Origin of the sequence: Thiohalophilus sp., from assembly GCF_034522235.1 — a bacterium.
In the GTDB taxonomy this organism is placed as follows: domain Bacteria; phylum Pseudomonadota; class Gammaproteobacteria; order UBA6429; family Thiohalophilaceae; genus Thiohalophilus.
This window is the reverse complement of sequence record NZ_JAXHLN010000003.1, coordinates 1,639,781-1,662,404: the sequence shown is the minus strand read 5'-3', so window position 1 is coordinate 1,662,404 and position 22,624 is coordinate 1,639,781. Positions and strand designations below refer to the sequence as shown.

At 59.2% G+C, this 22,624-nt stretch carries 22 protein-coding genes; 17 read left to right on the top strand and 5 right to left on the bottom strand.

Going from position 1 to position 22,624, the window contains the following annotated elements; all coding sequences use genetic code 11:
* Positions 1-43 precede the first annotated feature (43 nt).
* The 17 genes from mnmA (at position 44) to U5J94_RS10980 (ending at position 18,229) form a co-directional block, all read left to right on the top strand.
* On the top strand, positions 44-1,141 hold the full coding sequence (mnmA, locus tag U5J94_RS11060) for a tRNA 2-thiouridine(34) synthase MnmA (protein ID WP_322565697.1): 1,098 nt from the start codon (positions 44-46) through the stop codon (positions 1,139-1,141).
* Positions 1,138-1,755: a high frequency lysogenization protein HflD gene (gene hflD, locus U5J94_RS11055; RefSeq protein ID WP_322565696.1), complete on the top strand. Its 618-nt coding sequence runs from the start codon at positions 1,138-1,140 to the stop codon at positions 1,753-1,755. The genes mnmA and hflD overlap by 4 nt, the downstream gene beginning before the upstream one ends.
* A gap of 567 nt (positions 1,756-2,322) precedes the next feature.
* Complete coding sequence (acnA, locus tag U5J94_RS11050) at positions 2,323-4,983, top strand: aconitate hydratase AcnA (RefSeq protein ID WP_322565695.1); 2,661 nt, start codon at positions 2,323-2,325, stop codon at positions 4,981-4,983.
* A gap of 122 nt (positions 4,984-5,105) precedes the next feature.
* The gene (locus U5J94_RS11045; protein WP_322565694.1) at positions 5,106-5,333 is read left to right on the top strand and encodes a hypothetical protein; all 228 of its coding nucleotides are present in this window, start codon (positions 5,106-5,108) and stop codon (positions 5,331-5,333) included.
* Positions 5,334-5,607: 274 nt separating this feature from the next.
* The gene (gene purB / locus U5J94_RS11040) at positions 5,608-6,975 is read left to right on the top strand and encodes an adenylosuccinate lyase (RefSeq protein WP_322565693.1); all 1,368 of its coding nucleotides are present in this window, start codon (positions 5,608-5,610) and stop codon (positions 6,973-6,975) included.
* Between the two features lie 5 nt (positions 6,976-6,980).
* Positions 6,981-8,150, top strand: a complete 1,170-nt coding sequence (locus tag U5J94_RS11035; protein WP_322565692.1) for a cupin domain-containing protein — start codon at positions 6,981-6,983, stop codon at positions 8,148-8,150.
* Positions 8,137-8,580, top strand: coding sequence for a GNAT family N-acetyltransferase (locus U5J94_RS11030; RefSeq protein ID WP_322565691.1), 444 nt, complete (start codon positions 8,137-8,139; stop codon positions 8,578-8,580). Before U5J94_RS11035 ends, U5J94_RS11030 begins: the two co-directional genes overlap by 14 nt.
* Positions 8,581-8,590: 10 nt before the next feature.
* The gene (locus tag U5J94_RS11025; RefSeq protein WP_322565690.1) at positions 8,591-9,121 is read left to right on the top strand and encodes a hypothetical protein; all 531 of its coding nucleotides are present in this window, start codon (positions 8,591-8,593) and stop codon (positions 9,119-9,121) included.
* 52 nt (positions 9,122-9,173) lie between these two features.
* Positions 9,174-10,046, top strand: a complete 873-nt coding sequence (locus U5J94_RS11020) for a secretin N-terminal domain-containing protein (RefSeq protein WP_322565689.1) — start codon at positions 9,174-9,176, stop codon at positions 10,044-10,046.
* Positions 10,047-10,062: 16 nt separating this feature from the next.
* A complete protein-coding gene (locus U5J94_RS11015) occupies positions 10,063-11,925 on the top strand; it encodes a M61 family metallopeptidase (protein WP_322565688.1) in 1,863 nt (620 codons plus the stop codon).
* An 83-nt stretch (positions 11,926-12,008) separates the two neighbouring features.
* Positions 12,009-12,386 (top strand): hypothetical protein, encoded by a 378-nt coding sequence (locus tag U5J94_RS11010; protein WP_322565687.1) that lies wholly within the window; start codon positions 12,009-12,011, stop codon positions 12,384-12,386.
* 103 nt (positions 12,387-12,489) lie between these two features.
* On the top strand, positions 12,490-15,300 hold the full coding sequence (locus U5J94_RS11005; RefSeq protein WP_322565686.1) for a monovalent cation/H+ antiporter subunit A: 2,811 nt from the start codon (positions 12,490-12,492) through the stop codon (positions 15,298-15,300).
* The gene (locus U5J94_RS11000; RefSeq protein WP_322565685.1) at positions 15,300-15,626 is read left to right on the top strand and encodes a Na+/H+ antiporter subunit C; all 327 of its coding nucleotides are present in this window, start codon (positions 15,300-15,302) and stop codon (positions 15,624-15,626) included. Before U5J94_RS11005 ends, U5J94_RS11000 begins: the two co-directional genes overlap by 1 nt.
* A complete protein-coding gene (locus tag U5J94_RS10995; protein ID WP_322565684.1) occupies positions 15,623-17,143 on the top strand; it encodes a monovalent cation/H+ antiporter subunit D in 1,521 nt (506 codons plus the stop codon). The genes U5J94_RS11000 and U5J94_RS10995 overlap by 4 nt, the downstream gene beginning before the upstream one ends.
* Positions 17,140-17,631 (top strand): Na+/H+ antiporter subunit E, encoded by a 492-nt coding sequence (locus U5J94_RS10990; RefSeq protein WP_322565683.1) that lies wholly within the window; start codon positions 17,140-17,142, stop codon positions 17,629-17,631. Before U5J94_RS10995 ends, U5J94_RS10990 begins: the two co-directional genes overlap by 4 nt.
* Positions 17,628-17,897, top strand: a complete 270-nt coding sequence (locus tag U5J94_RS10985; protein ID WP_322565682.1) for a K+/H+ antiporter subunit F — start codon at positions 17,628-17,630, stop codon at positions 17,895-17,897. The genes U5J94_RS10990 and U5J94_RS10985 overlap by 4 nt, the downstream gene beginning before the upstream one ends.
* A 5-nt stretch (positions 17,898-17,902) precedes the next feature.
* Positions 17,903-18,229, top strand: a complete 327-nt coding sequence (locus U5J94_RS10980; protein ID WP_322565681.1) for a Na+/H+ antiporter subunit G — start codon at positions 17,903-17,905, stop codon at positions 18,227-18,229.
* Between the two features lie 87 nt (positions 18,230-18,316).
* Here the strand turns inward: U5J94_RS10980 and egtD are convergent, their stop codons facing one another.
* The 5 genes from egtD to U5J94_RS10955 form a co-directional block, all read right to left on the bottom strand.
* Positions 18,317-19,288 carry an L-histidine N(alpha)-methyltransferase gene (gene egtD, locus U5J94_RS10975; RefSeq protein ID WP_322565680.1) on the bottom strand — a complete coding sequence of 324 codons (972 nt, stop codon included), beginning with the start codon at positions 19,286-19,288 and terminating at the stop codon, positions 18,317-18,319.
* Positions 19,288-20,568 carry an ergothioneine biosynthesis protein EgtB gene (gene egtB, locus U5J94_RS10970; RefSeq protein WP_322565679.1) on the bottom strand — a complete coding sequence of 427 codons (1,281 nt, stop codon included), beginning with the start codon at positions 20,566-20,568 and terminating at the stop codon, positions 19,288-19,290. Before egtB ends, egtD begins: the two co-directional genes overlap by 1 nt.
* An 87-nt stretch (positions 20,569-20,655) precedes the next feature.
* Positions 20,656-20,907, bottom strand: coding sequence for a glutaredoxin 3 (grxC, locus tag U5J94_RS10965; protein WP_322565678.1), 252 nt, complete (start codon positions 20,905-20,907; stop codon positions 20,656-20,658).
* 11 nt (positions 20,908-20,918) lie between these two features.
* Positions 20,919-21,521: a hypothetical protein gene (locus U5J94_RS10960; protein WP_322565677.1), complete on the bottom strand. Its 603-nt coding sequence runs from the start codon at positions 21,519-21,521 to the stop codon at positions 20,919-20,921.
* Entirely contained in the window at positions 21,487-22,614 is a 1,128-nt protein-coding gene (locus U5J94_RS10955) for a hypothetical protein (RefSeq protein ID WP_322565676.1), read from the bottom strand. The genes U5J94_RS10960 and U5J94_RS10955 overlap by 35 nt, the downstream gene beginning before the upstream one ends.
* Positions 22,615-22,624 lie beyond the last annotated feature (10 nt).

Genomic DNA, 22,624 nt, shown 5'->3' with positions numbered 1-22,624 from the left:
CGTTTCGGTGGTTTTATAAAACAACCAGCAAGTCATCAAAATTATGGCAGCAATGAATATCATCGTAGGCATGTCCGGCGGGGTCGACTCGTCGGTGGCGGCGCTGTTGTTAAAACAGCAGGGCCATGCCGTGCGCGGGGTATTCATGAAAAACTGGGAAGGCGACGATGTCGATGATCACTGCGCCGCGGAAGACGATCTCAAGGACGCACAGCAAGTATGCGAGGCACTGGGCATCCCATTGCAGGGCGTCAATTTCGCGGATCAATACTGGGATCGGGTATTCAGTTATTTTCTGCAGGAGTACGGTGCCGGGCGCACCCCCAATCCTGACATTCTCTGCAACCGGGAGATCAAGTTCCGGGCCTTTCTGGATTATGCCCTGGCGCAGGGCGCCGAACGCATTGCCACCGGTCATTACGCCCGGATCCGCGAACAGGATGGCCATTATTACCTGTTGCGCGGCAAGGATCACAACAAGGATCAGAGTTACTTTTTATATACCCTGAATCAGGAGCAGCTCAGCCGAAGCCTGTTTCCCGTGGGCGAACTGGACAAGCCGCAAGTCCGCCGCCTGGCCGAACAGCAAAAGCTGGTCACCTTCGATAAGAAAGACAGCACCGGCATCTGTTTTATCGGCGAACGGAATTTTCGGGCCTTTCTCAAACACTACCTGCCCGCCCAGCCCGGCGAGATCCACACGCCTCCGGGGGAGCGACTCGGCCGCCACGAGGGATTGATGTATTACACCCTGGGCCAGCGCCAGGGGCTGGGCATCGGCGGGGTCAAGGGGTACCCGGATGCCACCTGGTATGTGGCCGACAAGGATCTGAACAATAATGTGTTGATCGTCGTCAACGGCCACGATCATCCCCTGCTCTACAGTCAACAGCTGACCGCCACCGATCTGCACTGGGTCGCCGGCAGTGCACCACCCATACCGCTGCAATGCACCGCCCGGACCCGCTATCGCCAGCAGGACACGGCCTGTACCATTACCCGTTTGCACGACGGCGTCTGTGAAGTCACCTTTGCGGATCCCCAGTGGGCCATCACCCCCGGTCAGTCTGTCGTGTTCTATCAGAACGAGGTCTGCCTCGGTGGCGGCATTATTCAGGATTATCAGCGGAGTCAGGCATGAACCGGACAGAAGAACAAACCCTGGCGTTGGCTGCGGTATTTCAAACGGCCCAGCTGGTGCATAACATCGCCAGCAGCGGCCGCTACGACGACGATGACCTGCAGGTTTGTTTGCAAGGGATCCTCAATACCCATCCCGACTCGGTCACCGATGTCTTTGGTCCACCCGCGGTGCTGCGTACCGGCTTGCAGACCCTGATCAATCAGCTGGGAACCAGCGCGCAAAACCGCAAGGTCGAAATTGCCCGCTATGTCATCGCGCTGCTGCACCTGCAACGTAAACTGGACAAAAACCCCGCCATGCTGGGGCAAATCGCCGAGGGAATCGAACGGGCCCGCGCACAAACCGAGCACTACGCCCTGACCCACACCAACGTCCTGGCCAACCTGTCCGGCATCTACAGCGACACCATCAGTACACTCACGCCGAAGATCATGGTCAACGGCGAACAGCAATACCTCTCCAATCCCGACAATGTCAGCCGTATCCGCGCCCTGCTCCTGGCCGGCCTCCGCGCCGCGGTACTCTGGCGCCAGCTCGGCGGCCGCCGCTGGCAGATCCTGTTCAAACGCAAACGCATCGTCGATACGGCCCAGCAGTTGCTTGCCCAATAGTTAGGCTCTGGAAGTTAACGCGGAGGACGCGGAGTCGCAGAGGCGCGGAGAATAAAAAGCAATTTTGAATGTTGAATATTGAATTCGATACAGAATCTTAATTCAAAATTTAAAATTCAACATTAAAAATTATATCTCCGCGCCTTTGCACCCAAACAACGGGCATAATCGCCTCTGCGAACTCCGCGCTTTGTTTCCCGTCCCCAAAAAGCCTGACAGGAATGTTACGTGAAGATGACAGGTCCTGTTTAAACGTAAACGCCCGATCGATACCGCCCGGCAGCTGCCTTGCCAGTAGATAGTTTCTGAAAATTAACGCAGAGAGCGCGGAGTCGCAGAGGCGCGGAGAATAAAAAGCAATTTTGAATGTTGAATTCGATACAGAATCTTAATTCAACATTCAACATCCAACATTATATCTCTGCGTCTCCGCGTCTCTGCGAACTCCGCGTTTTATTTCCCGGCCCCAAAAAGAGCCGCGTTTGTTTCAGCCCCCGCCGCTTTGGCGTATAATTGCGGGAATAATTCACCGGCAAAATCATCGCTTTCTCCGAAGGAGCCTGTTACATGAGCAACAGTTTCAACGCCCGCGCCACGTTGTCCGTGAATGGCCAGGATCACGAAATCTACCGGCTGGATGCGATCGAGGGTGCCGACCGCCTGCCCTATTCCCTGAAGATTTTGCTGGAAAACCTGTTGCGCCATGAGGACGGCAAGGTGGTCAGCGCCGATGATATCCGGGCGATGGCCAGCTGGGATCCGCAGGCCGAGCCGTGCCAGGAAATCGCCTACACCCCGGCGCGGGTACTGATGCAGGATTTCACCGGCGTACCGGCGGTGGTCGACCTGGCGGCCATGCGCGATGCCATGCAGAAGCTGGGCGGCGATCCCGAGCGCATCAATCCGCTGCAGCCGGCGGAACTGGTCATCGACCACTCGGTGCAGATCGACAGCTTCGGCAACAAGGATTCGCTGCGCCTCAATGCCGAGCTGGAATACAGCCGCAACCAGGAGCGGTACAGCTTTCTCAAGTGGGGTCAGAAGGCTTTCTCCAACTTCAAGGTGGTGCCGCCGGACACCGGCATTGTGCATCAGGTCAACCTCGAATACCTGGCCCGGGGGGTGTTTGCCAAGGAGAACAACGGCGTGCTCCAGGCCTATCCCGATACTCTGGTCGGCACCGACTCGCATACCACCATGATCAATGGCCTGGGCGTGCTGGGCTGGGGCGTGGGCGGCATCGAGGCCGAAGCGGCCATGCTCGGCCAGCCGGTCTCCATGCTGATCCCCCAGGTGGTCGGCTTTCGGCTCACCGGTGCCCTGCCCGAAGGCGCCACCGCCACCGATCTGGTGCTGACCGTGGTCGAGATGCTGCGCCAGCACGGCGTGGTGGGCAAGTTTGTGGAGTTCTTCGGTGACGGGCTGGCGCATCTGTCCCTGGCCGATCGCGCCACCATCGCCAACATGGCGCCCGAGTACGGCGCCACCTGCGGTATTTTCCCCATCGATGCCGAGACTCTGAAGTACCTGCGTCTCACCGGACGCGAACCACAGCAGATCGATCTGGTGGAAACCTATACCCGCGAACAGGGGCTGTTCCACGAACCCGGCCAGCCCGAGGCCGTCTACAGCAGCGTGGTCGAACTCGACATGACCACGGTTGTCCCCAGCCTGGCCGGCCCCAAGCGACCGCAGGATCGGGTGGCGCTCTCTGACAGCAAGCGCGAATTCGCAACTGCCCTCAAGGCGCTCAAGGACGAACGTAAAATCAACAGCAAGCCGGTTACCGCGCACCTCGATGGCGAGGAAGTTACCCTGCAGGATGGCAACGTGGTCATCGCCTCGATCACCTCCTGCACCAATACCTCCAACCCCTCGGTAATGATTGCCGCCGGTCTGGTGGCGCGCAAGGCACATGAACGCGGCCTCAAGGTCAAACCCTGGGTCAAGACCTCCCTGGCGCCCGGTTCGCGGGTGGTCACCGAGTACCTGCAGCAGGCCGCGCTGATGGACGATCTCGAATCGCTCGGCTTTCACGTGGTCGGCTACGGCTGCACCACCTGCATCGGCAACTCGGGCCCCCTGCCCGAGCCGGTCTCCAAAGCCATTGTCGAAGGCGATCTGTCGGTCTGTTCCGTGCTCTCCGGCAACCGCAACTTCGAGGGCCGGGTACACGCCGAGGTGCGCATGAACTATCTGGCCTCCCCGCCGCTGGTCGTGATCTACGCCCTGGCCGGGCGCATGGACATCGACGTGTATCACGAACCGCTGGGCCAGGACGCCGACGGCAATGATGTCTTCCTCAAAGATGTCTGGCCGACCCAGCAGGAGATCCAGGAATTGATCCTCAACAGCGTCAACAGCGAGGAATTCGCCAGCTCCTACAAGGATGTCTACAACGGCGAGGAGGCCTGGCGCGGTCTCAGCTCGCCCGAAGGCCAGCTGTTCGACTGGCAGGCCGATTCCACCTATATCCAGAACCCGCCCTACTTCGAGGGCATGACCCGCGAACTGACACCCGTCAGCGATATCCGCGGCGCACGCCTGCTGGCCCTGCTGGGTGATTCGGTCACCACTGACCACATCTCCCCGGCCGGGGCGATCAAGGCCGACAGCCCCGCCGGTCAGTACCTGCAGGCCCACGGCGTGGCCCCGAAAGACTTCAACTCGCTGGGCTCGCGGCGCGGCAACCACGAGGTGATGATGCGCGGCACCTTCGCCAACCTTCGCCTGCGCAATCTGCTGGCACCCGGTACCGAAGGCGGCGTCACCCGTCATCTGCCCGACGGCGAGACCCTGAGCATCTATGATGCCGCGATGAAGTACCACGACGAGCAGGTGCCGCTGGTTGTCATCGCCGGCAAGGAGTACGGCTCCGGCTCCTCCCGCGACTGGGCCGCCAAGGGGCCGCGCCTGCTCGGGGTGCGCGCGGTCATCGCCGAAAGCTACGAGCGCATCCACCGCTCCAACCTGGTCGGCATGGGGATCCTGCCGCTGCAGTTTAATCCCGGCGATAGCGCCAGCTCCCTTGGCCTAGGCGGTGAGGAGCAGTTCGACATCACCGGCCTGCAGGACGGTACCGCCAAGCAGGTCACTGTGACGGCGACCGCGCCCGACGGCAAGGTCATCACTTTCACCGCCCGGCTACGCATCGACACGCCGCAGGAGATCGAGTACTACCGTCACGGCGGTATCCTGCATTACGTGCTGCGACAGCTTGCTGCCTGACCCCCTGAAGTCCCACTGCGTCACTAATCGCACGATGAAGCGAGCCGCCCGGTTGAAACCGGGCGGCTTCATGACCATGTAGGGACTATAGCAACAGGACATCTTGCCATCAGGGCAAGTGCATGTCGCAAATCGTTAATCAGGAGGTCAGTGTCGTGCAAAAACCGTTATACGGACCGAAAATCGGGAGTCATCTGGGCAAGCCGATCTACCAGTCCATCGAGCACAACGGCTATCGTTACGAATACGATCGCCTCGCGTGGTGTAATGAAGAAGGTTGTCCCCTGGATCAGCTGGCGGCCAATGAAATATTGTTCAAACCGGGCTTGATATACCGCCAGGCGGGTTAAGAGAATTCGCCCCCTCGCCCTGCAGGCACACTATACGACCCTGTAGGAGCCGAGCCCTCTCGGCGATTCAGCCTCGACGATCGCACTACTCTCAACCTATCGGCCAGAGGGCTGGCCTCCTACAGCCTGTCGATTGCATGGCCCAGGCCACCCTCTCGTCCTGCGGTTTCACCTTGTCCCTGCAGTCGTGTGGTGAATGATATTGGACAGCGGACAGTTCCCACTAAATTGTGTAAAATAGCGGGTCTGTTTCAAGAGCCTGACAGGAACCCGAATGGAGCTGACCAGCCTGACCGCCGTTTCCCCGATCGACGGCCGATATTCCAGTAAAACCCGTGATTTACAGCCGATTTTCAGCGAATACGGGCTGATCCGTCAGCGTGTCCTGGTGGAGGTGCGCTGGTTGCAGCAACTGGCCACCAGCGAGTCACTCCCCGAGGTTCCGCCCTTCTCCGGGCATGCCCGCAAGATCCTCGACGCCATCGTTGATGACTTTACGGTGGACGATGCACAACGGGTCAAGAACATCGAAAAAACCACCAATCATGACGTCAAGGCGGTGGAATATTTTCTCAAAGAGAAGATTGCCGGCAATGCCGAGCTGGAAGCGGTCAGCGAGTTCATTCACTTTGCCTGCACCTCGGAAGATATTAACAACCTGTCCTACGCGTTGATGCTGCGCGAAGCACGCAACCAGGTGCTGCTGCCGCAACTGGATGAACTGATCGACACCTGCCGCGAGCTGGCCCACCGCTTTGCCGCTATCCCGATGCTCTCGCATACCCATGGCCAGCCGGCCTCGCCGACCACCGTCGGCAAGGAGCTGGCCAATTTCGTCGCCCGCTTCAAGCGCCAGCGTCAGCAGATCGCCGCGGTGCCGATGCTGGGCAAGATCAACGGCGCGGTGGGCAACTACAATGCCCATCAGGCCGCCTACCCCGAAGTCGACTGGCCGGCCTTCGCCGAGGCGTTTGTCACCTCGCTGGGACTGGCGTGGAATCCCTACACCATCCAGATCGAACCGCACGACTACATCGCCGAGTTTTTCGATGCCGTCGCGCGCTTTAATACCGTGTTACTGGATATGGATCGCGATATCTGGGCGTATATCTCCCTGGGCTTTTTCAAACAGAAGACCGTCGCCGGCGAAGTGGGCTCGTCCACCATGCCCCACAAGGTCAATCCTATCGACTTTGAAAACTCCGAAGGCAATCTGGGCATTGCCAATGCCCTGTTCGATCACCTGGCCGCCAAGTTGCCGGTCTCACGGCTGCAGCGGGATCTGACCGACTCCACTGTACTGCGCAACCTGGGCGTCGGCATCGCACATTCCCTGATTGCCTATCAATCGAGCTTGCGCGGCCTGAGCAAGCTGGAAGTCAACGAGGCCCGCCTGCAACAGGTCCTGGATGACAACTGGGAAGTGCTGGGTGAGGCGATTCAGACTGTGATGCGCCGTTACGGCATCGAAAAGCCCTATGAGAAACTCAAGGAGCTGACCCGCGGCCAGCGCATCACCCCCGAGGGGATGCGCGAGTTCATCCAGCGCCTGGAGATCCCCGAGCATGCCAAACAACCCCTGCTCGAGATGACCCCGGCAAGCTATATTGGCAACGCAACCGAACAGGCCCGCGGCGTCTGATCCCGATGGCCGCACGCACTCCGCCAGGCCAACTCTCCACTGCCGATTTTTTACAGAACTACTGGCAACAACGCCCCTTGCTGATTCGCCAGGCTTTTCCGAACTTTGTCCCGCCCCTGAGCGCCGACGAACTGGCCGGACTGGCCTGTGAAACCGACATTGAATCGCGACTGGTGCTGGAAAAAGGCGGCCCCACCCCCTGGCATCTGGAAAACGGGCCGTTCAGCCCGCAACGTTTTACCGAGCTTTCCAAAAGCCACTGGACCCTGCTGGTGCAGGACGTCGACAAGTACATTCCCGGCGTGGCCGAATTGATGCAGCAGTTCCGGTTTATTCCCGACTGGCGCATGGATGACATCATGATCAGTTATGCCGCCGATCAGGGGTCGGTGGGGCCACATGTCGACAATTACGATGTCTTTTTGCTGCAGGCCAGCGGTACCCGGCGCTGGCGGATCAACACACAGCCGATCGGAGCAGACAATTTCATTCCCGACACCGCGTTGCATATCCTGAAACAGTTCGAGACGGAACAGGAGTGGTTGCTCGAGCCCGGTGACATGTTGTATCTGCCGCCCGGCGTGGCGCATCATGGTATTGCCGAGGGTGAGTGCATGACCCTGTCGGTCGGCTTTCGCGCCCCTTCTTATACCCAGTTGCTCGGCAGCTTTGCCGATGACTATGTCGAACATCAGCAAAGCCAACAGTTTTATACCGATCCCGGTCGTGCCCTGCCCGATCACCCCGCGCACCTGGATGGCGAATCATTGCGCGAATTGCGCGATATCCTGCGTCTGCGGTTTTTATCCGATGCTCAACTCAATGAGTGGCTGGGCCGCCTGCTCACCGAGGCCAAACAGGCCGATGCCGTTTTGCCGCTGGAAACACCCCTTGGCCGGGAATCGGTTGAACATACGCTGGCGCAACAGTCGGTACTGGTACGCAATCCCTGGGCCCGGCTGATCTACACTGACCACGGACAACAACTCACCCTGTTTGCCGCCGGTCACAGTCTGACTGTCGCGCGGGAATTATTTGAACCACTGCGCTGGCTATGTGACTTTGACATTTACGATCTGTCGACGGTATCTCAATGGCGAAAAGATGCCGCATTTATTGACTTGCTAACCAAACTGATCAATCTCGGCGTGGTGCTGATCGATGAGCCGGACTGATTTTACGCTGAAGCAGGTCACCTTCCGCGAGGCACGCCCGGCCATCGAATCGATCCGCCGCCAGGTCTTTATCCAGGAACAGCAGGTTCCCGAAGCGCTGGAATGGGACGGGCTGGATGACAGCGCCATACATCTGCTGGTCAACGATAGCGACGGCACCCCGCTGGCCACGGCCCGCCTGCTGCCAAACGGCCACATCGGCCGCATGGCGGTGCTGTCACAGTCGCGGGGTCAGGGCGTGGGTGCAGCAATGCTCAGGCGTCTGCTGGAGATGGCCCGGGCACAGCAACTGTCCCGGGTGTTTCTGAATGCCCAGGTCAGTGCCGTGGGGTTTTATGCCAAGGCCGGTTTTCAGGTTGAAGGTGAAACCTTCATGGACGCGGGGATCCCGCACAAAAGAATGGTTCTGGAATTGGCCCGGATCGGCTAGAATTTTCAGCATGGCGCACATTGACGACACTCCCGCACTGACCCGTGCCGACATCGGCGAACAGACTGGCGAGCTGATCGTCAACGACAGTCAGGATAATTATCAGACCCTGCTCAACATGCTCGACAAGGGACGGCGCAGCCTGGCTGTGTACAGCCGTTATCTTGACGGTAAACTCTACGATCAGCAGGAATTCAGTATTGCGCTGCGCCGTCTGGCGACCCGCCATCCCCAGTCACAGGTTCGCATTCTGATTCGCGACATCGAACCGCTGGTCAGGCACGGACATCGGCTGATCGAACTGGCCCGACACCTGAGCAGTTCGATGGAAATCCGGCTGATCCACAAGGATTACACGGATAATAACGAGACCTTTTTTATCGTGGATGAGCGGGCTGTACTGCATCGCAAGCAGAGCGATCGTTACGAAGGCATTGCCAACTACAACGATCCCAGGCTGGCCCACTATCTGTTACAGCACTTCAATGAAGTCTGGGAACACAGTCAGGTGCCGACCGATGCCCGGCGGCTCTATTTGTAAAATCATCTCACCGCAGAGGCGCAGAGAACGCAAAGTGAATAATGTTTTATATGTGATAAACAGATTTGCGCTGATTCCAGCGTTGTTGCTGGGCCTGTTTGTCAGTCAACCGGTATTTCCTGACACGATGGAACTTGAAGTGATCGATCTGCGCCATCGCACCGCTGAGGAAGTGGTTCCCATGCTCAAGCCGTTTGTCGCCAAGGGTGGCAGTATTACCGGCACCGACTACAAGCTGATCATCCGCTCTACCCCGCAAAACCTTGAAGAAATTCGTCAACTGCTGGGCAAGGTGGACACCGCGCTGCGGGAATTGACCGTGTACGTCTCCACCGATTATGAGGCCATCGAGGCCGAGCAGTCGATCGCGGCCCGGGGCCGGATCGGTAACGATGCTATCGGGGTGCGCAGTGAAGTGCCGCATCAGGGTGAAGAGACAATCGTCATCGAAGGCGGCCGGCAAATAGAGGGCGGTGCCCGCGGAGGCGTGGGGATGTCCAGCACCCGAACCCGCTCGGAGGAGCCGTCCGCGCAGACCATCCGGGTTCAGGAGGGGCAATGGGCCACTATCCGTACCGGTCAGGCCATGCCGATCCGCGAACAGATCACTAACCCCGATGGCACCGTCACCCACACGACCCGTTATCAAAACGTCACCAGCGGTTTCCAGATCCGACCCCAACTCAACGGCGAGCAGGTGCAATTGTTTATTCGACCGCAGCGGGCCTCCGTGAACAACGCCGGCGAGGGACGAATCAATGTCAGCGGACTGGAGACGACCGTGAATACCCGTCTCGGCGAATGGGTGGAACTGGGCGGCACAGTCGAAAGCAGGCAAAGCCGCCAGCGCGGTCTAACCCACTCCACCCGGCGTGAAAGCGAACAGCACCATCGCATTTTTGTTAAAATCGAACACCAGCCGTAATAATCCCGAGGATATTGTGAGTCAGAATTACCCTGTCGCGTATTCCATTTTTCCGGTCTCACCGGAAGCCCATCTGTTTCGCGTTCGCTGCTGTATCGAACAACCGGATCCGGACGGCCAGCGCCTGAGTATGCCGAACTGGATTCCCGGCAGTTACATGATCCGTGACTTTGCCAAAAACATTATCTGGCTCAACGCGACCGATCGAGAACATAATCCGGTGACGGTGGAAAAGCGGGACAAGGCAAGCTGGCAGGTATTGCCTTGTGATGGGCCCTTATATATAGAATACGAGGTCTATGCCTGGGATCTGTCGGTGCGCGGCGCGCATCTGGATACCGGCCACGGCTATTTCAATGGCACCAGTGTGTTTGTCTCCGTCGACGGCCAGAGCGATCAACCCTGCCGGGTCGATATTGCCCCGCCGGCCGGCGCCGCCTATGAAAACTGGCGGGTCGCCACCACGCTGCCGCGCCTGGATGCCGGGCTGTACCGCTTCGGCAGCTATCTGGCCCGGGACTATGAAGAATTGATCGATCACCCGGTGGAGATGGGCGAGTTCGATCTGGCCTCGTTCGAAGTCGCCGATACGCCGCACGACATTGCCATCACCGGCAAACATCGCGCCGATCTGCCGCGTCTGTGCCGGGACCTGGAAAAGATCTGCACCACCCATGTTGCAATGTATGGCGAACTGCCGAAGATGGAGCGTTATCTGTTTCTGGTGATGGTGGTCGGCGAGGGCTACGGCGGGCTGGAGCATCGCAGTTCCACCAGTCTGCTGTGCAGTCGCAACGATCTGCCGCTGCCGGATCAGGAAGCGATCAACGACAACTATCGCAATTTCCTCGGCCTGTGCAGTCACGAATATTTTCATTTGTGGAACATCAAGCGCATCAAGCCGGCGGCCTTCATGCCCTACGATCTGAGCCGCGAAACCCCGACCCGGCAGTTATGGGCCTTCGAAGGCATCACTTCCTATTACGATGATCTGGCACTGGTGCGCAGCGGTCTGATCGAACCGCAAAGTTATCTCCAGCTGCTGGGCCAGACCGCCACCCGCGTGTGGCGCGGCGCGGGACGTTTCAAGCAGAGTGTCGCCGACAGCAGTTTCGATGCCTGGAGCAAGTTTTACAAACAGGATGAAAGCGCCCCGAATAATATCGTCAGTTATTACGCCAAAGGCGCGTTGATTGCCCTGGCACTGGATCTGACCCTGCGCCGGGTAACGGATCAACAGCAGTCACTGGATGATCTGATGCGTCGACTCTGGCAGGCGTACGGCAAAGCAGGGATCGGCGTGCCCGAAGGCGGGATCGAACAGCTGGCGGCGGATATTGCCGGACGGGATCTGAGCGATTTTTTCACCCGCTATGTCTACGGCACCGAGGATCCGCCGTTGCAAGACCTGTTCGCCGATCCGGGTATCGATTTTCAACTACGCCCCGCCCGCAATGCCGATGACAAGGGCGGTGAGCCGGCGGTTGATGAAATCGCCAACCGACCACAACCCTGGCTTGGCGCACGGGTCGTCGTCGACAACACCGGTGCCCGACTCAGCCATGTGTTTGACAACGGACCGGCGCAAAAAGCCGGTCTCTCCGCCGGCGATGTCATCATTGCCTGGGACGGCATCAAGGTCGACAAAAATAACCTGGAATCCCGGCTGGCGAATTATCCGCTTGATACACCAACCACAATTCACGTTTTTCGGCGGGATGAACTGTTCGAAACCCGTATCCGCCTGGAACCGGCGCCGGCCGATACGGTCTATTTAACCGGGCAGGCGGATGCCACCCCGGCACAATCTTCCGCCCGTGCAAACTGGCTGCAACTTGCGGATGAAGAGGCTTCGGCAAAACAGGCTGTCAATCAATAAAGCACGTAACTCATTGAACAGCTTGTTCGCCATTATTCTGACAACCGGCATAACAACAACTTTATAAAAAACAACTTAAACTTATGGAACCGACCTACGACCCCTATCAGGATCCCCTCGACAATCTGGTCAAACTGACCCACATTGTCTATCTGCTGCAGGCACTGATCTTTGTCACCGGTCCGCTGACTTATGCGATTGCGGTGATCGTCAATTACGTCAAACTGGATGATGTGCGCGGCACCTGGCTCGAATCCCACTTTCGCTGGCAAATCCGCACCTTCTGGTACAGCCTGATCGGCTTCATTATCGGCGCCATCACTTACTTCATTGTGATCGGCTGGCTGATCCTGCTCGCGACTTTTTTCTGGGTGGTCTATCGCATTGTCAAAGGCTGGTTGTATCTGTATGAAAAACGACCAATGAACGCCCCGGCAATACCGCCCCATGCAGGCACCTGAGAGACGCTTGTGGTATTGTGCGTTTCGTTGCGCCACAACAAACCTGACAGTTATGTTCAGCGGGTTAAAAACCCGTTGTCTGTAGAAGGATAAAACGCGACCCATGAGTCTGCTGGGACTGGTATTCACAATCTTTGTCGGCAGCATGCTGGCTGCGCTGGTCTCCCGCTTGGGGCGACTGCATGCGGCGTGGCTCTCCGGCGTGGTAGTCATTGTCGCGCTGATCCAGTTGCTGTTTTTGATGATGCCGGTCCTTGACGGCGAGACCACCATCGAACGCTGGAGCTGGATCCCGACGGCAGGTCTGGACCTGGTCTTTCGACTCGACGGTCTGGGACTGCTGTTTGCCCTGCTGATTCTGGGTATCGGTCTGCTGATCGTCCTCTATGCCCGCTATTACCTCTCCGAGCAGGATTGCATGGGACGCTTTTACGCCTATTTGTTGCTGTTTATGGGCGCCATGCTGGGCATCGTCCTGTCGGAAAACATTATCCAGCTTTTGATCTTCTGGGAAATGACCAGTCTGTCGTCATTTTTATTGATCAGCTACTGGCAGGATCGCAGTGAGGCCCGCAACGGTGCCCGCATGGCCCTGGCCATCACCGGCGCCGGGGGACTGGCGATGTTCGGGGGCTTTGTGCTGCTGGGTGAGATGGTGGGCAGTTATGAGCTGTCTGTGATCCTTAATGCCGGGGAGCTGATTCGCAATCACCCTCAATATCTGACGGTATTGATCCTGATTCTGCTCGGCGCCTTTACCAAGTCCGCCCAGTTCCCGTTTCACTTCTGGTTACCCAATGCGATGGCGGCGCCCACCCCGGTCTCCGCCTATCTGCACTCGGCCACCATGGTCAAGGCCGGGGTCTTTTTGCTGGCGCGGTTTTTTCCTGCCCTGTCGAACACGCCGGAGTGGTCCTGGCTGGTGGGTGGCGCCGGCCTGATTACGCTGCTGGTCGGTGCCATCGTCGCCCTGTTCAAACACGACCTCAAGGGACTGCTGGCCTACTCCACCATCAGCCACCTGGGCCTGATCACGTTATTGTTCGGCATCGGCACCCCGCTGGCGGCGGTGGCCGGGGTATTCCATATCATCAATCACGCCATCTTCAAGGCCTCGTTGTTCATGGCCGCCGGGATCATCGATCACGAAAGTGGCTCGCGCGACATGCGCCAACTCAACGGTCTGTGGAAATACATGCCCCATACCGCGCTGCTGGCGATGGTGGCCGCCGGGGCGATGGCCGGAGTGCCGCTGCTCAACGGTTTTCTCTCCAAGGAGATGTTTTTCGCCGAAGCGGTCAGTGCCACCACCTATCTGCAACTGGGCTGGATATTGCCGGCGCTGGTGACGCTGTCGGGGGTCTTCGCATTCGCCTATTCCATTCGCTTTATTCATGATGTGTTTTTCAACGGCGAGCCGATCGGTTTACCCAAAACACCGCACGAACCGCCGCGCTGGATGAAAGTGCCGGTGGAGATGCTGGTAGCGTTGTGCCTGCTGGTGGGTATCCTGCCGACCCTGACCGTCGAACCCCTGTTGCGCATTGCCGCCGGGGGTGTCCTGCAAGCGCCACTGCCGCACTTTGATCTGGCCATCTGGCACGGTTTCAGTCCGGCACTGTTGATGAGCATCATCGCCCTGCTCGGCGGGCTGCTGGTATACACCCTGCGCTATCCCCTGTTTCGTCTGTATGATCGTTTCGAGCCCTATGTTCAGGCCAGCAAGGTGTTCGACGCCCTGCTGCGCGCCCTCAATGCCCTGGCAGCCGGCATTACCCGGCACACCGACATCGGCTCCCTGCAACGCATGCTGGCCTGGTTTGTGTTCAGCGCCCTGGTCCTGGGGATCAGCGGTTTTCTGGCCGGCGACGGTATCCTGCGCGGCCCGCGCAGTACGCTGCCGCTCGATGGTGTGAGTCTGGTCGCCGCCGTGGGAATCATCGCCGCCGGGCTGGGAACCGTGCTGCTGCATCGTCGACGGCTGTTAAGCCTGATCGTGATGGGTGCGGTGGGGCTGATCGTGGCGCTGATTTTCGTTAAATTCTCCGCGCCGGATCTGGCCCTGACCCAGCTGTCGGTGGAGGTGGTCACCATCGTCCTGCTGCTGCTGGCCCTCTATTACCTGCCCCAGCAGCAGGTGCCGGAATCCGGGCTGTGGCGCCGCGCTCGTGATCTGCTGCTGGCGCTGGCCGCCGGCGGCGGGGCAGGCCTGCTGAGCTGGGCGGTATTGACCCGGCCCTTTAGCAGTATCTCCGATTACTTTCTCGACAACAGCGTCAGCGGTGGCGGCGGCACCAACGTGGTCAACGTCATCCTGGTCGACTTCCGCGGCTTCGATACGCTCGGCGAGATTACCGTGCTGGCGCTGGCGGCACTGGGGATCTACGCCATGCTGGAACACCTGGCGCTGAGCGGCCCCACGGTCGACCGCCGTGGCCGTCCGTGGAATCGCGACATCCATCCCACCATCATGGCCTCCCTGACCCGGATATTGCTGCCCATGGCCTTGCTGGTCTCGCTGTTTATTCTGCTGCGCGGTCACAATCTGCCCGGTGGCGGCTTTATCGCCGGGCTGGTAACCGCCGTGGCGCTGATTACCCAGTATCTGGCCAACGGCGTACGCTGGACCCGGGCACGCCTGCCCGCCAACATGCACCCGGTGATCGGGATTGGCCTGTTACTGGCCACCCTCACCGGGCTGGGCAGCGGGTGGTTCGGTTATCCGTTTTTGACCTCCACCTTCAGTCATGTGCACTGGCCGATCGTCGGTGAGTTTGAACTGGCCACGGCCATGCTGTTCGATCTGGGGGTCTATTTGACCGTGGTGGGTGCCACGCTGCTGATTCTGATCTTTATCGGCATGTTGCACAGCGACGATAGCACGGAACAGAAACCGCCCGGAGAGCTAGCCTGATGGAAGCGCTGTTATCGTTCATCATCGGTGTGTTGACCGCCTGCGGCGTCTATCTGATGTTGCGCGGACGCAGCTTCCCGATGGTCCTGGGACTGACCCTGCTCTCCTATGCGGTCAATGTCTTTCTGTTCGCCATGGGCCGGCTGACCATTGGTCAACCGCCGATCATTCGCGAGGGTATCAGCCAGTATACCGATCCCCTGCCCCAGGCACTGGTGCTCACCGCCATTGTGATCAGTTTCGGCATGACCGCCTTTGCCATCGTGCTGGCCCTCAAGGCGCGCGCGGAACTGGGTAATGACCACGTGGACGGGCGCGACGCATGACGGCCCATCTGGTTATCGCCCCGATCCTGTTGCCGCTGTTAAGCGGCATCCTGTTGCTCCTGCTACGCCGCATGACGGTCCGCTGGCAACGGGGCCTCAGTCTGCTGGCCCTGCTGGCCCAGGTCGTCATTGCCGTTCGCCTGTTACAGCGCGTGCTCGACGGGCCGCTGCAAGTCTATGCACTGGGTAACTGGCAGGCTCCCTTCGGTATCGTCCTGGTCGCCGATCCGCTCGCCGCCTGGATGGTAGTCATTACCACCCTGCTGGCCCTGTTCGCCCTGCTATATGCCTGCCAGGGGGCGGATCGAGCCGGACGGCATTTTCATGTGCTGTTCCAGCTACAGCTGTTCGGTTTGCAGGGCGCCTTTTTGACCGGGGATCTGTTCAACCTGTTCGTCTTTTTCGAGATCCTGCTGCTCGCCTCCTACGGCCTCTTGCTGCACGGCAGCGGCCCCCAACGGACCCGCGCCGGACTCCACTTTGTGGTGATCAATCTGGCCGGCTCCACGCTGTTCCTGTTTGCTGTCGGCACCCTGTATGGCGTCTTCGGTACCCTCAACATGGCCGATCTGGCCGTGCGGATCAGTCAGGTCACGCCCGAACAGATCGGGCTGGTGCGTCTGGCCGGGCTGCTGCTGTTCGGCGTGTTCGCGCTCAAGGCAGCACTGGTGCCGCTGCACCTGTGGTTGCCGGCGGCCTACTCGGCCGCCACCGCGCCGGTGGCGGCCCTGTTTGTGATCATGACCAAGGTCGGCGCCTACGGGATTTTACGCCTGGATACCCTGCTCTACGGCCAGGGGGCCGCGGCAGACCTGCTCGATGCCTGGCTGTTGCCGCTGGCCCTGACGACCCTGGTACTGGGGACCCTGGGGGTGATGGCCAGCACTGCCCTGCGCCGGCAGATCGCCTGGCTGGTGGTCATCTCGGTCGGCTCCCTGCTCACCGCCTTTGCCCTGGGCGGTGTCGACGGGATTGCCGCCGGACTCTATTATCTGCCGCATACCTGCTTTGCCGGTGGCGCCTTCTTCCTGCTGGCCGACAGCATCGCCCGGCGCCGCGTGGACGCCGGGGATCAGTTTGTCCCCAATGTGGTCCTGGCGGATCGCCGGTTGCTTGGCGGGCTGTTTTTTATTCTCGCCCTTCTGGTGGCCGGGCTGCCGCCGCTGTCGGGCTTTGTGGGTAAATTTCTAATCCTGCGCGCGGCGCTGGACAGCCCCGCCATCGCCTGGGTACTGGCAATTGTCCTCGGTGGCGGCCTGCTGACGATCGTCGCTCTGGCGCGCTCGGGCAGCGTGCTCTTCTATCGCTCGGTGGTCAGTGACAAGCCTGCTGACAAGACGCAGCAAATCGCCTGGCGTTTAGGAGCAGAGCTGCTTCCGGTCGGCGGCCTGTTGCTGTTGTGTCTCGCCCTGGTGATCGGCGCCGGGCCGGTGGACAGCATGACCCGCACCATCGCCGAACAACTGCTGCAGCCGGACATCTATATTCGCGCGGTACTGGGAGGAAGCGGCTCATGAGACAACATCTGCTACCCCATCCCGTGCTGACCCTGGCGCTGACAGTGATCTGGCTGTTGCTGGTCAACAGCTTTGCCCCCGGCCAGCTGCTGCTGGGATTGCTGTTCGGCTGGGCGATCCCGCTGTTTACCCGCCACTTCTGGCCGGAGAAGGTGCGCATTGCCCGGCCGCTGGTGCTGCTCAGATTCCTTGTCATCGTCCTGTTCGATATCATCGTGGCCAACCTGATCGTGGCGGCGCTGATTCTCGGCCGGCCGAAGAAACTGCGCCCCGTCTTTATCGAGCTGCCGCTGGATCTGCGCAATGAACTGGCCATCAGCATGCTGGCCAACACCATTACCCTGACACCGGGCACCGTGTCGGCACAACTTGCCGAAGATCACAGCCACCTGCTGGTCCACGCCCTGCATGAAACCGACAGCGAGGCGCTGGTGAAGAAGATCAAACAGCGTTATGAAGCGCCGTTGAAGGAGGTATTCGAACCATGATCGAGATCGTCATCCCCATCGCCTTTACCCTGGTGACGCTGGCCGTGGTACTCAATTTCTGGCGACTGTTGTTCGGGCCGGATGCCCCGGATCGGATTCTGGCGCTGGATACCCTGTATGTGAACACCATTGCCTTGCTGGTGCTGTTCGGTATTTACTCTGCCAGCAACATCTACTTCGAAGCGGCGCTGCTGATCGCCCTGATGGGCTTTGTCGGCACGGTGGCGCTGAGTAAATACCTGTTGCGCGGCGACATTATCGAGTAACCCTTATGGCCGAATACATTATCTCAGGATTGATTCTGATTGGCGCGGTGTTCACCTTCATCGGCTCACTGGGTCTGGTACGCCTGAAAGACTTCTACACCCGCCTGCACGGGCCCACCAAGGCCACCACCCTGGGGGTCGGCAGCCTGTTGTTCGCCTCGTCCATATACTTCAGCCGCGGCGACGAACTCAGCCTGCACGAGATACTGGTCACCCTGTTCCTGTTCATCACCGCCCCGGTCAGCGCCCACCTGCTCGCCAAAGCCGCCCTGCACCTGCAACTGCGCTCCCTCGCCAAACCGCCCGAAGAGGGTAACAAACAGACAAAATAAAAGATTTACCGCAGAGACGCGACAATATAATTTTGAATGTTGAATTTTAAATTTTGAATTACTGATTTGCATTTAATTCAAAATTATTCAGTCTCCAACGTCAAAATAGTGCAGACTGAATAAATTGTCGGGATCGGTCCAGACCTGGCGGCTGGTGAAGCCGGCGCGCCCCGCCAGCTCGACAAACTCTTCGACGGTATATTTGTAGGAGCTTTCGGTGTGAATCGACTCACCCTTGTCGAAGTGGAATCGCTGTTCGCCGATTTTCAGCGTCTGTGCCTGCTGGCTGACCAGATGCATTTCTACTCTGCCCTGATGTTCATTATAAAAAGCATGATGCCTGAACAAAGCCGGATCGAGTTCAGCATCGAGTTCCCGTTGTATGCGGTGCAATAAATTCAGATTAAATGCCGCGGTCACACCATCGCTGTCGTTATAGGCGGCATTGAGGATCGACGGATCTTTTTTCAGATCCACACCAATCAACAAACTCCCTTGATCACCGGCCACGCCATGCAGGTTGCGCAAGAATTCTTCCGCCTGCCCGGGATCGAAGTTGCCGATACTGGAACCCGGAAAGAAAATCAATCGTCGGCGGTTGGCTGGACACCAGGGCAAATTCAATGGCACGGTGAAGTCAACACAGGCGGCATGCACCGCCAGCCAGGGATAGTCATTCGCCACCTGCTCGGCGGCCTGAAAGAGAAAATCCCCGGAAATATCCATCGGTAGATAGGCAGCGGGTTGCAATTTATCCAGCAGTAACCTGACCTTCTCGCTGTTACCGCTGCCCGGTTCAATCAACAGACACTGCTTGCCGATCAGATCGGCAATCTCGGCGGCATGGGTTCGCAGCAACTGTTGTTCGGTGCGGGTCGGATAATACTCTTCGGTTCGGCAAATGGCATCGAACAGTTCCGAGCCCCGTTCGTCATAAAAGAATTTTGGCGGAATTTGTCGTGGTTGATGTTGCAACCCGCTCAGCACTTCACCGAAAAAATCGGCCATAAGCGGATGTTCATCATAAAATTGAATACGCGTTTTCGGCAGGCCCGACATCAGATATCCTCCGCCAGGCGAAATCCGCTGAACTGCCATTGATCGGCGGGATAGAAAAAGTTGCGATAGGTGCGGCGGATATGATCGGCCGGCGTGACGCAGGAGCCGCCTTTGAGCACATACTGGCCACACATAAACTTGCCGTTGTATTCACCCAGCGCGCCCTCGGCTGGTTGGTATTTGGGATAAGGCCCGTAGGCGCTTTGCGTCCATTCCCAGACGTCGCCGTATATCTGGCTCAGGCCTGTTGCGGTCGTGTCCGGGGCGAGCGGTTGCAGATAACCGCTGCTGCGCAGATTGCCTTCAATGGGCCGGTTTTCCGCCGCGGTCTCCCACTCCGCCTCGGTCGGCAGGCGCTTGCCGGCCCAGCCGGCATAGGCGTCGGCTTCAAAGTAATTGACATGCGCCACCGGTGCGTGGGGATCGATCGGCTGCATGCCGCCCAGGGTATAGTGCCACCACACACCGTCGCGGTTCTCCCAGTACAGCGGGGCATGAAATTGTCCGGCCTTGATCGCGGCCCAGCCGTCGGCCAGCCATAGCTCGGGGCGCAGATAACCGCCGTCCTCGATGAAGTCGATGTACTCGCCGTTGGTGATCGGGCGCGAGGCAATCCGAAACGGCGGCTGCCAGATATCGTGCCGGGGCCGCTCGTTATCAAACGCGAAACCGTCCTGTTCGGCACCGAGTTTTTTCAGCCCGCCGGTAAAGCGGATGAACTCGAGCGGTTGTGCCATACCCTGTGGCAGCTCACATTCCCGGTAGGCGGGTCGCAGGGGGTTCATGCCGAGGATATGTTTGATATCGGTCAGCAACAGCTCCTGATGTTGCTGTTCGTGATGCAGACCGGTGACCAGACGTTCCTGGATTTGTGCGTCGGCTTCGGCGCGGCCCGAATCGATCAGCTGCAGCATCGCCGCGTCGACATGCGCGCGATAGGCGTAGATCTCATCGACGGTCGGACGCGATAACAGGCCGCGCTGCGGACGGGGATGATAGACGCTGACCTGTTCGTAATAGGAGTTGAACAGGCGCACGTAATCGGGATGAAACTCCGGGTAATCGTCAACAAACGGCTTGAGCACAAAGGTCTCGAAAAACCAGCTGAGGTGCGCCAGATGCCATTTGGGCGGGCTGACGTCGGGCATGGTCTGCACGCCGTAATCCTCGATCATCAACGGCTCGCAAATCAGCTCACTGGCCTTGCGAACCCGTTGATAAGCCGAGCGCAATTCCTGGCTGTGCGTTTGCGACGCGGCGGATTCCATTGAGGCGGCCATATAAATCCCCTGTTATCACTATCTGTTTATCCATAAAAGGTTCTGGATAAACATTACCATCGAATCATGCCAAACGACAGTTCAGGATCAAACACGAGAACCGGATTGTAACAACTTTAATAATTTACCGTTTTTATCCAGTTTGCGCAGTTCGTCATACCCGCCGATATGGCGATCGCCGATAAATATCTGCGGTACCGTCTCCCGTTTGCTGCGTTTGAGCATCTCGCGTAACTTGCCTTTGGCCAGGTCCACGCGGATCTTCTCAAAACGAATCTTGCGTTTGCGCAACAGTTGTTCGGCGCGCTGACAATAGGGACAGGCTTTAGTGCAGTACATTTGAACCCGAATCATGCGTGCGTATCGTCCCCCTCCGGTGGCAGATAACGAATGTTGGTAATATCGATCGCCTCGAAGTGTTCATGCAGCCAGCGCCAGGTCATGCGCTCGGCCATCTTGATCGCGGTCTCGGGGGTATCCCGATGGCGGATCGACGTGGCGATCAGGGTCAGCTTGACCTGATCCGGGGTGAAATGCTCGCCCAGTCGCAACAGGGCATTGTTCTGACCGGGGCGCACGGTGGGCATGGTATAGGCCAGTGCCTGAATGGACTCAAACCGGATAGTGGAAAACACCGGCCGCAGACGGGTCTTGATCTCTTCGCGCACCAGGCCGGTGACCAGCCAGGTCATGCTCTCCAGTGCATTGAGCAGATCCGGGTCCACACCGCCGTGCTCGAGAAAATAATCCAGTGCCGGGTAATATCCCAGCTTATGCTGCCGGGCGTAGCGCGCCACCTCGCGCGCCAGCTCCTCGCCGACCACCGCCGGGTTGGCGACCATGTGCTGTTCCAGCTCCTCCAGGGGAACCTTGACCACCAGCGAAAGCGCTACGCGGGAGAACGTCAGTCCCATCGGTTCAGGACTGACCCAGAAGACGGCCGGCATGTTCAAAAAATGGGCTGCTGACCGGTTCGATCTTGCGCCGCATGACCGATCCCACCGAATCGGTCACGGCAAAGATGGGGTTAATCACCGGCACCCCCATTTGCGCCAGCACCAGCGCCGACTCGGCCAGATCCCGGCTCCGGGGGAGCTGTTCGATCACCTCACGGGCCGGCGCCGGCAGCTGTTGCGGATCGGCGCAACAGCGACGGGCGGTCTCCAGAATCGTCGCCACCTCGCGACACGGCGCGCAGCCGGGATGCAGTTCGGCAAAGTAATCTTCAATCGCCTCCAGCAGGGCCACCACCACGTCCTGGTTGGCCGGCTTTTTCATCACCTGGGTGGCGGTCTTGAGAAAGGCCTGGCCAGGCGCATCCAGTGTGCGCCGCAGTTGCCGCGCCGCCGGATTGCCCTGCTCGATCAGGGCATCGAGCGCCGGTTGCAGCGTCTCGAATTCTGGATGCGGCGTCGCCGGCTCGGGCAGTGCATCCGGCAGCGTCTTGAGAAACCCGACCAGATAGGCGTTCTTGCGCTGCCCCTTGCTCCACAGATCGGCCCGGGTCGCCTCGTCGATCAGTCCCGGCTGCAGCACCAGGCGCACCGACTCGACGATGTCGCGGGGCTCTTCCTCGAAGGGCAGAAATTCGAGCAGGAAATCGGCCAGCACCGGCCCCATCTCGCCCTGCACCACCGCCTCGCGGCGCAGCATGCAGCGGGCATTTTCCGAACTGGGCATGGCCCACCAGGCGCGCCGGGCCAGATCGTCGGTCAGCCCTTCGGCATGGACCACGGCCACCACCGCCTCAGACTCGCCCAGTTGCAGCAGCTTGGCCAGGCTCTTGTCCTTGGTCTGACCCATCCGGGTCCAGCGGCGCAGGAACACCGGGTAGCCGCCCGGCGACCCCAGCACCTGAGTGGAGATGAGCTCCTTGACCTGCTTGAGATATTGCTCGTCCCGGCAATTGGGATTGAGCGAGACCGTCGCCTCACCCTTGTCCGACAGGCCGTAGACAATCATTTTCGATTCATCGATGCGGATCGCCTGCAGCTCCTGATTCAACAGCACATTCAGGCGCAGCGCGTCTTCGTTGGAGAGTTCCATGAGCCTATTG

Coding starts and splice junctions, on each gene's coding strand:
- mnmA (WP_322565697.1), top strand. CDS start 44: ATGGCAGCAATGAATATCATCGTAGGCATGTCCGGCGGGGTCGACTCG.
- hflD (WP_322565696.1), top strand. CDS start 1,138: ATGAACCGGACAGAAGAACAAACCCTGGCGTTGGCTGCGGTATTTCAA.
- acnA (WP_322565695.1), top strand. CDS start 2,323: ATGAGCAACAGTTTCAACGCCCGCGCCACGTTGTCCGTGAATGGCCAG.
- U5J94_RS11045 (WP_322565694.1), top strand. CDS start 5,106: ATGTCGCAAATCGTTAATCAGGAGGTCAGTGTCGTGCAAAAACCGTTA.
- purB (WP_322565693.1), top strand. CDS start 5,608: ATGGAGCTGACCAGCCTGACCGCCGTTTCCCCGATCGACGGCCGATAT.
- U5J94_RS11035 (WP_322565692.1), top strand. CDS start 6,981: ATGGCCGCACGCACTCCGCCAGGCCAACTCTCCACTGCCGATTTTTTA.
- U5J94_RS11030 (WP_322565691.1), top strand. CDS start 8,137: ATGAGCCGGACTGATTTTACGCTGAAGCAGGTCACCTTCCGCGAGGCA.
- U5J94_RS11025 (WP_322565690.1), top strand. CDS start 8,591: ATGGCGCACATTGACGACACTCCCGCACTGACCCGTGCCGACATCGGC.
- U5J94_RS11010 (WP_322565687.1), top strand. CDS start 12,009: ATGGAACCGACCTACGACCCCTATCAGGATCCCCTCGACAATCTGGTC.
- U5J94_RS11005 (WP_322565686.1), top strand. CDS start 12,490: ATGAGTCTGCTGGGACTGGTATTCACAATCTTTGTCGGCAGCATGCTG.
- U5J94_RS11000 (WP_322565685.1), top strand. CDS start 15,300: ATGGAAGCGCTGTTATCGTTCATCATCGGTGTGTTGACCGCCTGCGGC.
- U5J94_RS10995 (WP_322565684.1), top strand. CDS start 15,623: ATGACGGCCCATCTGGTTATCGCCCCGATCCTGTTGCCGCTGTTAAGC.
- U5J94_RS10990 (WP_322565683.1), top strand. CDS start 17,140: ATGAGACAACATCTGCTACCCCATCCCGTGCTGACCCTGGCGCTGACA.
- U5J94_RS10985 (WP_322565682.1), top strand. CDS start 17,628: ATGATCGAGATCGTCATCCCCATCGCCTTTACCCTGGTGACGCTGGCC.
- U5J94_RS10980 (WP_322565681.1), top strand. CDS start 17,903: ATGGCCGAATACATTATCTCAGGATTGATTCTGATTGGCGCGGTGTTC.
- egtD (WP_322565680.1), bottom strand. CDS start 19,288: ATGTCGGGCCTGCCGAAAACGCGTATTCAATTTTATGATGAACATCCG.
- egtB (WP_322565679.1), bottom strand. CDS start 20,568: ATGGCCGCCTCAATGGAATCCGCCGCGTCGCAAACGCACAGCCAGGAA.
- grxC (WP_322565678.1), bottom strand. CDS start 20,907: ATGTACTGCACTAAAGCCTGTCCCTATTGTCAGCGCGCCGAACAACTG.
- U5J94_RS10955 (WP_322565676.1), bottom strand. CDS start 22,614: ATGGAACTCTCCAACGAAGACGCGCTGCGCCTGAATGTGCTGTTGAAT.